Raw genomic sequence first — 12,366 nt, forward strand, 5'->3', positions numbered from 1 at the left:
TAATATAAGAAAATTTAAAGTTCGATTTAACGACAAATGAATTCTAACATAAGCATATGACATACAGATAAAAGGAATGTTACAAAAATGTTTCAAAGACAATTCTTATCAGAAATATTCTTCTATGCTAGCTATAAAGCTTGATAAAACAGCATTTTTAAAATGTTTTTCAAAAAAAGAAATCGATAAAAAAGCGCTTTTTTATTTTTCAGGTAGTCCAAAAACTCCTGAAAAAACCAAAAAATTTGCTTTTTTACAGTGTGAATCCCCTTTTTTCTCTCTTTTGGCCCTCTCTTTATCCGTTTCTTTTTTCATTAAAGAAGATACCGTGTAAGCAAAATACTTGATCCTTCCTAAGTGACAAGCAAGTTTTCTCTTCCTATAATAGGAAGAATACCGCTCGAAAGGAGGAAGCATCATTTCCAAAAGAAAAATAATTATCTGGATCAGTAGCATTTTGGTTTGCGGCTTACTTTTGCTTGCTCTTTGGACGACCAAAAAAGCGAACAGTGTGTTGCAGCAAGATTCAGAAAGCGAATTTTGGCTGCTAAGCGATGTTCATTTCCTGTCGTCAGCACTTCACGATAATGGTATAGCCTTCAACCAGTTTGCTGAAGGTGCCGCTGGTAAAGAAATGCGCTATCAGGCAGAAAGTTTGGAAGCTTTTGTTGCTGAAGCCCTAGAAAAACGGCCAACAGGAGTGATCTTGACAGGGGACATGACATTGAATGGAGAGAAAGCAAGTGCAGAATCTCTCGCCGAGTTATTGGCACCATTACAAGAAGCTTCGATCATGGTACTGAGTTTGCCCGGCAATCATGAGATTTACAATGGTTGGGCCAGAATTTTTGATGGGGATAAGGAATTTTATGCCGATCAAATCAGCCCGCAAGATTTCAAAGATATTTTTTCCGAAGGCTACGAGAAAGCTGACAGTGTTGATCGGACCTCATTAAGCTATAGCATCAATCTCAATGACCAGTATCGCTTAGTATTACTCGATTCATGTATTTATGAAGAACAAGTGAATTGGAACCAGCCAACTACGAATGGCCGCTTGAAAGAAAGCACCTTAGAATGGCTGAAGGATCAACTAGAAGCAGCTAAACAACAGCAGCAGACACCGCTTCTCTTCATGCACCATAATCTTCTGGAACATAATTCATTGTTGAAAGAAGGTTATATTTTAGATAACTCGGCGCAATTGCAGCAATTACTCACTGCTTATCAGGTACCAGCGATTTTTTCTGGACACATCCATATCCAAGATATTACAGAAGGGCCCTCTGGTATTCAGGAAATTGTCACCGGCTCTTATTCCACACAGGAACTTGGCTATGGGGTCGTAACACTTACTGATAAAACGATCAACTACGAAAAAAAGGTGATTGATTTGGACCAATGGGCTGCTAAGAACAAGCGGAAAGATCCTCACCTTTTGCAGTATAGCAACTATCAAGCAACCATTTTTCAACAAGATACAACTAAAATGGTGCGCCAACAGCTCGCATCTGTTACTGAATTGACAGAAGAACAAATCAACACATTATGTACATTTATTGCAAAGATGAATGCAGCGTTATTTACTGGTGACGACGCTTATTCGCAAGAAGAAAAAGAAACGATTCGACATTCTGAAGAATACCAGCTGCTGGCAACATATTCTTATTTTCTAAAACAAATATGTTGACTCGCTATTGGAAGATAAGAGTCCAGATAATGCGCTGACACTTCCCATAAAATGAACGATAGCCTTCCTGTCATAAGACGGGAAGGCTATCTAACGATGCAATATTTATTCTTTGAAAGTTGAAGCAGACTATTACTACTATTATTTATTTCTCATTTAAACGATGCAATCCCTAACCTCTACTGCATCCTTGTAACTCTGAAGTTACGCCAGTTTTGAATAAATTTCCTAAAAACAAGATAACGTTGGTACAAAAATATTTCTCGTATTCAATCATTATAACACATTTTGGCAAAAATGTCGTCAACAGACTTCCTCTCTCCATTCTTGTGTAGATTTAGCTTGGTATTCTTTCCTTAACAGGCAACATCACTTCAAAAATCTGCTGTTCTTTTTGATCCGTGGATACATCATCTTGCCACATCAGTTCCCAGATATCTCCATCTATCTGTAAATTAGCTGATTCCAGATAGGCTTTGAATCGTTTTGTAAAATCTTTTAAATGATGGATCTCCCCTCTGACGAATCCCGACACATAATTTCCTGCTGGTCTACAAATAATTGCCTGATCCGAGTACAGAGGCAGTCGTTCTTTGGGAATCATCACTAATGCACGGTAAGGCGCTTCATGGATCGACTCTTGATCGAATGCAGATCCTTCTACTAAATAACCGATGGGGTAGCCACTAAATAAATCCTTGTAATCTAAATAAGGATAAAAACGTGAAAAAGCCTGAAAGACCGAAGTCTCATCATACTCATTGATTTCTTCAGAAACAGCAAAATATTCTTCTGACCGATAACTATAAGTCATATTGGTAAAATCGGCTGTCTGTACTTTTTCAAATCGCGAAATGAACCGATCCAAAACGGCTTTATGTTCCTCTAGTTCCGTTATTTTCTGATCTACTTCTTTACGACGGATGATTAACTCTTTTTGCATCGTCTCAGGATTGCGGTTTCTTAGAAATGTTTGGATTTCCTCTAAGGACATATCCAATGCTCGCAAGACCAAAATCACATCTAATTCCGCACACTGTTCAAATCCGTAATAACGATACCCGTTTTCACCGATCTGTTTAGGTTTGAACAGCCCGATTTGATCATAATAAAGCAGTGTACGACGACTAACACCGCCATAAGCCGCAAGTTCACTGATGGTCAAAAATTTTTTCAAAAAAAATGCCTCCCTCCTATTGACTGTTACGTTACGTTACAGTTTATTCTAGCACAGAACGACGTAATTGGAGGGAATTTTTATGAAACAATTAAAACAATTTTTTTTCACCGAAAAACGCCTATTTCTAGGTACTTTTTTATTTATGCTGATCCATTCTTTCGGGACACTTTTTCTTCCCTATTTTGTAGCCAAGATCATTGATGATGGCATTTTAAAACAAGACCAATCAGCTATCATCCGCTATGGGGGCTGGATGCTGGCTGTTGCACTAGGAACTGGTGTGATTGCTGTCAGTGCTAGTTATTTTTCTGCCCATCTAGCAGGGAAGTTCGGACATCATCTTCGGATCAAACTATTCAACAAAATACAGGAGCTTGCGATCTCTAGTTTTGAAAAATATGGTACACCAACCTTGCTTGCAAGAACAACGAATGACATCAATAACATTCAACAAATCTTGATGATGGCTTTACAAATGATTCTTCCCGCTCCACTGATCATTTTGGCTTCGATTATTTTAACAGGTAGTGTATCTTGGCGAATGGTGTGGATCCCTATTGCAGCGATTGCTTGTTTCTCGATCGTCGCACTTTTCGTCATTTATCAAGCAATCCCTTTGGCAAAGAAAACGCAGAAAAAAGTAGATACTATGATGCGAATTTTGCGTGAAACCTATACAGGCGTACGGGTGATTCGCGCCTTTGACAAAGCTAGTTTCGAAAAAAAGCGGACAGACCAAACCTTTGAAGGGTACGCAAAAGTGATGATCCAAGTCAATCGTTTATTCGCTGTTTTGAATCCAGCCGTACACTTTTTCATGGGGCTGTCCATTCTAAGCATTTTGGGATTCGGCGGTTTCCAAAGTCTCTCAGGAAACCTGCCCATCGGCAGTATCACTGCGATCATCGAATATACCGTTTTGAGCCTTTGGTTTTTGACCATGGCAGCAATGGTGATCGTCATGATCCCAAAAGGATTGACATCCTTGCAGCGGATTGAAGAAGTTTTGTCTGAAGAAGAAACGATGACAGACGGTCCACAGCCAATCTTGCCAAAAGAAAGCTCATTAGTAGCTGCCTTTCATCATGTCTCCTTCACCTATGCTGGGGCAGAGGAACCCGTACTGGAAGATATTGATTTTGAGATCCATCGCGGACAGACCACTGCGATTGTTGGCGGCACCGGATCAGGAAAAAGTACGATCGCCAAAGCACTTTTGCGGTTAAAAGACGTTTCTAACGGCTCAATCACATTATATGATCGTGATATTCGAGAAGTCTCACAGGTCGCACTACGATCATTTATCAGCTATGTTCCTCAAAAAGCATTGTTGATCAGTGGATCGATCTGGGACACATTGACTTTCGGGATTGTCAATCCCGATCCGCAACAAGTAGCACAGGCCGTCAAAATCGCGCAAGCAGAGTCGTTCATCGAAAGTCTACCCGATGGGATCGACAGTCACGTTGCTCAAAAGGGCAGCAATTTTTCTGGCGGGCAAAAACAACGTTTGAGTATTGCGCGCGCATTAGTGAAGCCCGCTCACATTTACTTTTTTGATGACAGTTTTTCGGCGCTTGACTATCAAACAGATGCAAATTTACGGCGAGCATTAAAATCTTATGTCCGTGATTCAGCCGTAGTGATCGTGGCTCAGCGTGTTGCAACTGTCATGGATGCTGATCAAATCATCGTTCTTGATGAAGGAAAAATCGTCGGAAAAGGGACCCATTCAGAACTGATGGAAACCTGTAGCACCTATCAAGAATTTGCGGCTTCGCAAGGAATAGGAGGAGAAAAAAATGAGCAAAAAAATAACTGATGCACCAAAAAATTTAAAACATACGAGCATGCGGCTCTTACAATTATTATTCCAGCAAAAAAGCCGCTTCGGACTGATTTTGATTTCTGCTCTCTGCTACGCGACACTTATGACAATCGCACCATTACTGTTGGGTCAAGGATTGGATAATCTCATCACTTTGCTTCAGCAAGGAGGCTGGCAACCAAGTGAATTCTTGCAAGTCATCAAATGGCCACTGCTCCTTCTAGGGATCTCCTGGCTGATGATTAGTCTATTTTCATTTTTACAAGAATACACAATGGCAAGTGTCAGCGAAACATTGACCTTAACCCTCAGAAAAGAATTGACGCACAAGTTTAATCGGTTGCCGGTACGATTTTACGATACGCATCAGACAGGCGATATTTTAAGCCGAGCAATTCTAGACCTGGATAAAGTCTCTGAAGTCCTTCAAGTCGGATTGATGCAACTCATTACAGCCACTCTCAGTATCTTATTTGGTCTTGGTGTGATGTTTTGGCTCAGTCCATTATTAACTGTAGGGATTATCATTATCCTACTGATAAGTGCTTTCGCTACCCATCGACTGGCTCAGCGAAATTTGGTTTACTTTTCAGAAAATCAGACAACATTGGGAGCAGTCGGTAGCCGGGCAGAAGAGTTTTATACTGCCCATTTATTGATCAAATCCTACAATCAGCAATCTGCTGTCGCTTCAGAAATGCACGAATTAAGTGAAAAGCAATTTCATGCTTTTCGTAAAGCACAATTTGCTAGCTATGCGATCAATCCGTTCATTCGCTTTATCAACCAAATCGGGTTTGTCGTAAGTGCTGTGATTGGTGGAATGATGGTAATCAATGGACAGTTATCCATCGGGTTGATCCAAGCCTACTTGCAATATACCAATCAAGTTTCCGAACCGATCACACAAGCTTCTTATATTATTAATACGTTACAAAGTGCATTAGCGTCATTGGAACGGATCTTTGAGATTTTGGATTATCCAGAAGAAAAAGAAACCCAACACCCTCTTGCAGTCCCAGAAGAATTGTCGGGGAGAATCGATTTTGAAGATGTTTCTTTCGGCTATTCTCCAGATAAATTATTGATGCAACATGTGAACCTACAAGTTGCACCTAGACAGACAGTAGCCATCGTGGGGCCTACTGGGGCCGGCAAGACAACTTTGATCAACTTGCTGATGCGCTTCTATCCACTGAATGGAGGCAAGATCCGGATCGATCGCTACGATATGACGGATTTCTCAGCCACAGACATTCGCAAAAAATTTGGGATGGTTTTACAAGACACATGGTTGTTTGAAGGAACGATTGCAGAGAATATTGCTTACGGCAAAAAAGATGCAACGAAAGAGGCAATCATTGCCGCCGCAAAAGCAGCACAATGCGATCATTTTATTCGGACACTGCCGAAGGGCTACGAGACGATCATAGGATCCGAAACCGAACTATCACAAGGTCAGCAACAACTTTTGACGATTGCTCGTGCAATTTTGGCAGATCCAGCTATTTTGATTCTGGACGAAGCGACTTCCAGTGTTGATACCCGAACCGAACAAATGATCCAAACAGCAATGGACACATTGACGAAAAATCGAACAAGCTTTGTCATTGCCCATCGCCTCTCCACGATCAAGAATGCTGATTTGATCCTTGTGATGGAAGCAGGACAAATCATTGAGCAAGGCAAACATGAGGAACTGTTAGCAAAACCTTCATTATACGCCCAACTCTACAATAGTCAGTTTGCCAGAAATTGATTAGAATTTTTGTCACGTTTCATCTAGAGATCAAAAAGCGGAGGCCATCGCCAACAAAAAAGACTGCGTCTAGTATACAGCCGCAGTCTTTTTTTGAGATTCATTGACTCATTCCTTCATTTTTCCTTGGAGATCACCAGGTCAAGAAAATAATTTCCGGAAATGAATTTTTTACTTTAAAGCAAAAAAAGAAGACCATTGCCGGTCTTCTTTTAAAAGTTGTTATTATGCTTTAACGATGTTTGTTGCTTGTAAGCCACGTTGGCCTTCTTCAACGTCGAAAGTCACTGCTTGACCTTCATCTAAAGTTTTGAAGCCGTCGCCTTGGATAGCTGAAAAGTGTGCAAATACATCATTGCCATCTTCACCTGTAATAAATCCAAAACCTTTATCTGCATTAAACCATTTTACTGTACCGTTATTCATAAACGTATACCTCCATATTACACATCGTGTGTGTTTATTTTTGTAATAGAAAATGATGTGTAATTGAAGTGCGTATCAAAAGATAAACAAGTATTAACATATCAGAACTTTACTTTTATAGAATACCATGCCAGAAGAAAAATAGCAATGATAATGCTGCTTTTCTTTTTCGATACTCGTAAAACCTTAAGTTTTCCTTGGCAACAGCTTTTCTAATCCTGTCTCTAGCTCTTTTACCACCTTATTCCTTTCACATATCCTTTGCGCTTTGTAGAATATTTGTAGAGCACGCGACGCTTTTGCGTACATAAGAACATGTAAAATAGCGAATTCTAAGACAGTGCTATCTAGGCTATGGTTTCAAGTACAAGATTCAACGCCAATCGATACTTGCCTCTTGCAGAAACATGCACCGAACAATTCTTTTATTTTATCAAACTTGTCTCTGGAAACATTAAGGAAATTTTTAGCCTTTTTTTTATTCTAGTTCTATTTAAAATTATTTAAAAGTAAAATTATTTAAAAGTTAGTAGAGAAAATCCCTAATGACTCGCTGAAACGTAAATTGATTCATAGATGTCCTTCTCATCCCTGTAAAGATAATTTCCATTAAAGCTGCCTTTCTCATAAATTTTTCTTTCTTGAAACTGGATTATGATATTTTCAGTAAGAATTGCTTGATATTTATTAAATTTCTCCTCATTTATGTTTTTTGTTTCACAAACTAAACTCCTCTATGGTATAATCATTTTGTTTTTAAGAAAACTATGGGCATACAAAGGAGAAGGTAACATGAAAAAAACAAAAATCACTTTAATCGCTGCTTCATTGCTAATGGGAGGAACTCTTCTAGCTGCATGTAGTTCTGATAACAATACAACTGCAAGTTCATCCACTGCTGCTTCAACTGCAACAACTGCATCAACAGATGATGTTGTTTCAACAGCTTCAGTAAGTGACCAAACTTCAGTCATTGAAAAAGCATTGAGCGCAGACGGTAACTGGATCGTTGCTGTTACAGACAACATGACTTTCGACAAAGATTTGACAGTTGACGGCGAATTCCATGACAAAGGGGACGCTGCAAATGATATCTACCGTAAATTTGCATTGTACTCTCAAGATGAAAACCGTACAGTAACTGCTGAATACACTGTAACTGTTCCTAAATTAGTTGTTAACTCAGAAAACTTCAACATCGTTAACGGTGTAGTGAAAGGCGACATCGAAGTAAATGCAAAAGGCTTCGTATTGAACGGCACTAAAGTTGAAGGAAACATCACGTTCGCTTCTAAAGAAATTCAAGATTCAGCAACACTTGATAAAGAAGGCGCATCTGTTACAGGTGACGTGAAAGTCAGCGAATAATTTTTTACTGTTTTCTTTGTGAAAAACACTTTCGAAAAAGGAACCTTGGATTTGATTTTATTCATCTCCAAGGTTTTTTCTGTGTTTTTTTATTCTCTGTTTTATCGTTGTTTCCACTAACTTTGTGTAAGTAGCTACAAAGATTTTCTGATAATCTAAAAAATTCCTCCCATCGTTTTTCACTCTGACGCACACTTGCCAAGAATGTTTGACGATAAGAGGATTTTTTACTTCTTGCCGATTAACTGCTTAATTCAATGCTACTCACTCTTCAATAGAAGCCCATTTGTAATCATATTGCGCACCTGCACCATGAGAAACGACTCCTTTGACTTTTGGCGCCCGCAAATGGGCTTCCACGTTTTGGTAAACAGGAATGACACCTTGTTCTGCCATAATGATTTTTTCTGCTTCTAGTAGATCTTGCCAACGAGCTTCAGGATCTCCCGCATGGGTTGAAGCAGCGGCATTCACTGCTGCATCATAATCTGGATTACTCCAACGACCACGGTTATAGGAATTTCCAGTAACAAACAGATCTGTAAAGCTGCTGGCATCTGCATAGTCGGCCCCCCATCCGCCCATTACAACATCAAAGTCGCCGTTGTTGGAACGATCTAGCCGAACAGAAAAAGGTACCGGACTCAAGCTGACTTTCACACCATCCAATGTACTTTCGATTGCACTTTGGACATACTCGATCGCTTTTTTAGTCGAGTCGGTATCAGAAGCCAAGATTTCAAAATCTAATGAATCGATTCCTAAAGCTGCTTTGGCTTTTTCCCAGTGTTCTTTCGCTTTGTCTTCATTGTATTCGATCACACTGCCAGCATCTTCAACAAAATCTTTGTTATCCGTCGGGCTGAAAGTCATACCTTCTGGAATCAATCCTGTCGAAGCTAGAGATCCGTCCCCCAGAATGGAGGATACAAGTGCACCACGATCGATTGCATAAGAAATTGCTTTTCGCAAATCTTCATTACGGAATGGAGAATTTTCTTCTCGCTGATTCAATTCGATATAAGAGGTCCGGGCCAAAGGCTCTGAAACAAAAGCTTCCTCATTTGCCATTTGCTGCGCCAATTCTCCTGTTAAGATCACATCGTCTGCTTGACCATCTTGGAATAGATTCAACGAAGTCGCAGATTCTTTGACAACACTGACATTGATGGTTTGTAATTTAACATTTTCTTGGTCCCAGTACTGATCATTCTTTTCGTAGGACCATTCCGTATCTGTACCCGGTCCATCAAATCCTGTCAAAACAAATGGGCCATTGTACACAGAATTATCACTGGTCGTTGCATATTGATCGCCTTTTTCTTCCACAATTCCTTGATTTTGCGGGAAGAAAGATGGGAAAGCGAGTAAATAATCAAAATAGGGGGTTGCTTTTTCTAAAGTAATCTCTAATTCGTACTCACTGACTGCTTTGATCCCTAACTCGCTAGGATCTGTTTTTCCTGCAGTGATCGATTCAGCATTCTTGACTGGGGCAAACAAATAAGCGTATTCTGAGCCTGTTTCGGCTTTTACTGTCCGTTGCCAGCCGTAAACATAATCCGCAGCTGTTACAGGATCACCATTCGACCACTTAGCATCTTCTCGCAATTTCAATCGGTAGATCAATCCATCTTCACTCACTTCTGCGAGTTCAGCAGCTCCAGCAGGTTGCGGCTTACTGTCAGCATCCAAACGATACAATCCTTCATAGACATTATTCAATGCACTGAAGCTGATCGTATCAGTTGCAAGAGAAAGATCTGCACTAGGCATTTCTTGCTGGACGACAACATTGAAGATCTGTTCCGCTGCTGCTGTTCCATTCGAGGAAGTACTTTCTCCTGTGTTACTCGTGCCTCCTGTCGTACATCCGGCTAATAAGACACCACACACTGCTACCAATCCAAAGGCCCACTTTTTCATTTTCCTCTTCCCCTTAAGTTCATAATTTTCAGAATTTTCTGAAGTTGAATTTGATTTTAATCAATAATTATGGTAATTGCAAGAGTTTTTCCCTCGTTTTTTTCAAAAAAGATTAAAAAAAATTTCTTTTTTTCATAAATAATTAATCTACAACCTTTATGTTCTCTTTCAAACAAGAAAAAACTGTGATACGCAAGAGCATCCTATCAGCTCCTTACGTATCACAGTCAAACAATTATCAAGCTTCCATTTTGTAGCTTTCTCTACTATTCTTACGATCTCTTATCACACTAAGAATCGTAGGGATCGCACCAATTGCAGTAAACAGATAGACAAGAGCTAGGTTCCCATAGTATTGACTAGCTTCCAAATAACCTTCTCTTAGCAAGTCAGGCAATATCCGAAATGCATAGAAATAATCAACATCGGTATAATAATTGGCTACACTGATAGACCAATCAATCCGATTGCCTAGATAAACCATGATGACCATAATCAAAACACTACCGATGATGCCTTTGTTGCTCAGCTTTCCGCCAAGAAGTTCATACCCTTTTAAAGCACAGACAGCCATTGCAATACCTGATAATGCCGCTACATAACCTAATTGGCCAAGTAAAATAATGACACCGACCCCAATCAGTGAACCTATAAATGCACCAACTATCCCAGCCAGCCAGTTTTCTTTCTTCTGATTCTGCTCATGCAGGCTAGCAAGCATCGCTTCATTTTGCTTTTTGAAACAAGCACTGCAAGCGATCACTGGCAGCCCACCTATGCTGTAGGTATCTATTGGCGCTTCCGATGTTCCGCAAAACTGACAGACAGTTTGATAGTGATTTTCTTTAAGAAAATCAGTGACTGTATCTAGACCAGCAACCAATTTTTCTTTGGTTTTGGCAACAGTCATTGCCCCTCGGAATGTATAAGTGACTTGGTAACCTTGTACAGAGCAGTCCAATATGTCTTTGGAATCAGTCACTACTTGTCTCACTTGCTCTGAGCTAGGTAGTTCTTGGTTTTTGCTGATCGAAAAAGTTGCTGCGAAAGAATAACTATTATTATTCAATTGTGTCAATATAACTTTATACGAACGATACGTACCGTAAATCACACCCATTTTTGGATCTACCGACAACCCCAACGTCTCCGCAAAACTAGATAATGTTTTTACGAGCTTCTTATTCATTTGTCCTCCTTATAAACGATAGATTATAACAAACGTTATAACTTTGAGTGTAAAATAGAGGCTAAAATCGTGTCAAAAGATACGTTTGTGTATTTTGTAACACGATTTGTTTTCTTTAAGCGATTCCCGATATTACCATCTGCTGGCCTTCAGGAAGTGATCGATAAGACAAATTTCTGAAGAGCAGCTGCAACTCCACTGTCTTTATTTGAAAGTGTAACGGCATCCGCCTGTTCCCTGACTCTTCGTGGTGCATTGGCCATTGCGACCCCTACTCCAGCTTTTAGTATCATAGGTAAATCATTGAAGTTATCTCCTATTGCCAACGTTTGCGCTAGAGGCACGTTGTAATAAGAAGCCAGTTCCATCAATGCTTTTTCTTTTGAAACTTCTCGATGCGTGACTTCTAAGTAATTATCTTTTGAAAGGTAAAGAGCGCTCGTCTTCAAAGATTGCTTTTCCCAGTAACCTTTTACTTTTTGGATCTCAGCAGACGTACCGATCAAAAGTAATTTATGAACGGGTATTTGCAAGGACTGTACTAAGGCCAATAAATCTGCCTCCTGCGGTACCTCCTGCGTGATTGCGGCTTCTTTTTTTACCCATTCATCAAGACGATCCACATACCAAACTGTATCTGAATAAAGATTGATAGAAACTTGTGAGAAGTGTGTTCTTGTCTCGCTGATGATTCGCACAACTTCTTTGATTGCAACTTCATGACTTGAGATAGGCGGAGCAGAAAGATTTCCGTTTGCCAGAACTAACGCGCCATTGTAACAAGCCAAAGGATACTCGCTGATTCCTAACGCTTCAGCTAAGTGCTGCATCCCTTTTGGTGATCGTGCAGACGCTAAGACAAAAGGAATTTTACTTTCTTTTAATCGTTGCAGCACCTGTTGTAAGTTTGGGTCAATCTGATGGGTATCATCTAAAATCGTTCCATCAATGTCGCTTACGATTAATTTGATTTCTCTCGTATTCATTTGTGCCTCCTAAC

9 protein-coding genes and 1 pseudogene are annotated in these 12,366 nt (G+C 39.9%); 5 read left to right on the forward strand and 5 right to left on the reverse strand.

The window, feature by feature from the left end:
* Window positions 1-76 precede the first annotated feature (76 nt).
* A complete protein-coding gene (locus FE005_RS00775; RefSeq protein WP_081132113.1) occupies window positions 77-334 on the forward strand; it encodes a hypothetical protein in 258 nt (85 codons plus the stop codon).
* Between the two features lie 123 nt (window positions 335-457).
* Window positions 458-1,745 (forward strand): annotated as a pseudogene (locus FE005_RS00780) (metallophosphoesterase).
* A gap of 282 nt (window positions 1,746-2,027) precedes the next feature.
* On the opposite strand, the gene FE005_RS00785 reads toward FE005_RS00780, so the two are convergent.
* Entirely contained in the window at window positions 2,028-2,867 is an 840-nt protein-coding gene (locus FE005_RS00785) for a MerR family transcriptional regulator (protein WP_113849365.1), read from the reverse strand.
* A gap of 82 nt (window positions 2,868-2,949) precedes the next feature.
* Between FE005_RS00785 and FE005_RS00790 the strand changes: the two genes are divergently transcribed.
* A complete protein-coding gene (locus FE005_RS00790) occupies window positions 2,950-4,692 on the forward strand; it encodes an ABC transporter ATP-binding protein (RefSeq protein WP_103300263.1) in 1,743 nt (580 codons plus the stop codon).
* On the forward strand, window positions 4,673-6,457 hold the full coding sequence (locus tag FE005_RS00795) for an ABC transporter ATP-binding protein (RefSeq protein WP_103300262.1): 1,785 nt from the start codon (window positions 4,673-4,675) through the stop codon (window positions 6,455-6,457). Before FE005_RS00790 ends, FE005_RS00795 begins: the two co-directional genes overlap by 20 nt.
* A 225-nt stretch (window positions 6,458-6,682) precedes the next feature.
* Here FE005_RS00795 and FE005_RS00800 read toward each other — a convergent pair whose 3' ends face one another.
* Complete coding sequence (locus FE005_RS00800) at window positions 6,683-6,883, reverse strand: cold-shock protein (protein ID WP_003125681.1); 201 nt, start codon at window positions 6,881-6,883, stop codon at window positions 6,683-6,685.
* Between the two features lie 792 nt (window positions 6,884-7,675).
* Here FE005_RS00800 and FE005_RS00805 point away from each other — a divergent pair.
* A complete protein-coding gene (locus FE005_RS00805) occupies window positions 7,676-8,251 on the forward strand; it encodes a polymer-forming cytoskeletal protein (RefSeq protein ID WP_005470607.1) in 576 nt (191 codons plus the stop codon).
* A 264-nt stretch (window positions 8,252-8,515) separates the two neighbouring features.
* On the opposite strand, the gene FE005_RS00810 is transcribed toward FE005_RS00805, so the two are convergent.
* The 3 genes from FE005_RS00810 to FE005_RS00820 all read right to left on the reverse strand — a co-directional run bounded on the left by FE005_RS00810 (window position 8,516) and on the right by FE005_RS00820 (window position 12,352).
* On the reverse strand, window positions 8,516-10,177 hold the full coding sequence (locus FE005_RS00810; protein WP_138371129.1) for a peptide ABC transporter substrate-binding protein: 1,662 nt from the start codon (window positions 10,175-10,177) through the stop codon (window positions 8,516-8,518).
* 238 nt (window positions 10,178-10,415) lie between these two features.
* On the reverse strand, window positions 10,416-11,366 hold the full coding sequence (locus FE005_RS00815) for a hypothetical protein (RefSeq protein ID WP_003125678.1): 951 nt from the start codon (window positions 11,364-11,366) through the stop codon (window positions 10,416-10,418).
* A gap of 149 nt (window positions 11,367-11,515) precedes the next feature.
* Window positions 11,516-12,352, reverse strand: coding sequence for a Cof-type HAD-IIB family hydrolase (locus tag FE005_RS00820; protein ID WP_081132117.1), 837 nt, complete (start codon window positions 12,350-12,352; stop codon window positions 11,516-11,518).
* Between the last annotated feature and the right edge of the window lie 14 nt (window positions 12,353-12,366).

It is taken from the genome of Enterococcus sp. M190262, assembly GCF_005843965.1.
Taxonomy (GTDB): domain Bacteria; phylum Bacillota; class Bacilli; order Lactobacillales; family Enterococcaceae; genus Enterococcus_D; species Enterococcus_D gallinarum.

Excerpts from the sequence above, each read along its gene's own strand:
- FE005_RS00775 (WP_081132113.1), top strand. The coding sequence starts at position 77 with ATGTTACAAAAATGTTTCAAAGACAATTCTTATCAGAAATATTCTTCT.
- FE005_RS00790 (WP_103300263.1), top strand. The coding sequence starts at position 2,950 with ATGAAACAATTAAAACAATTTTTTTTCACCGAAAAACGCCTATTTCTA.
- FE005_RS00795 (WP_103300262.1), top strand. The coding sequence starts at position 4,673 with ATGAGCAAAAAAATAACTGATGCACCAAAAAATTTAAAACATACGAGC.
- FE005_RS00800 (WP_003125681.1), bottom strand. The coding sequence starts at position 6,883 with ATGAATAACGGTACAGTAAAATGGTTTAATGCAGATAAAGGTTTTGGA.
- FE005_RS00805 (WP_005470607.1), top strand. The coding sequence starts at position 7,676 with ATGAAAAAAACAAAAATCACTTTAATCGCTGCTTCATTGCTAATGGGA.
- FE005_RS00810 (WP_138371129.1), bottom strand. The coding sequence starts at position 10,177 with ATGAAAAAGTGGGCCTTTGGATTGGTAGCAGTGTGTGGTGTCTTATTA.
- FE005_RS00815 (WP_003125678.1), bottom strand. The coding sequence starts at position 11,366 with ATGAATAAGAAGCTCGTAAAAACATTATCTAGTTTTGCGGAGACGTTG.
- FE005_RS00820 (WP_081132117.1), bottom strand. The coding sequence starts at position 12,352 with ATGAATACGAGAGAAATCAAATTAATCGTAAGCGACATTGATGGAACG.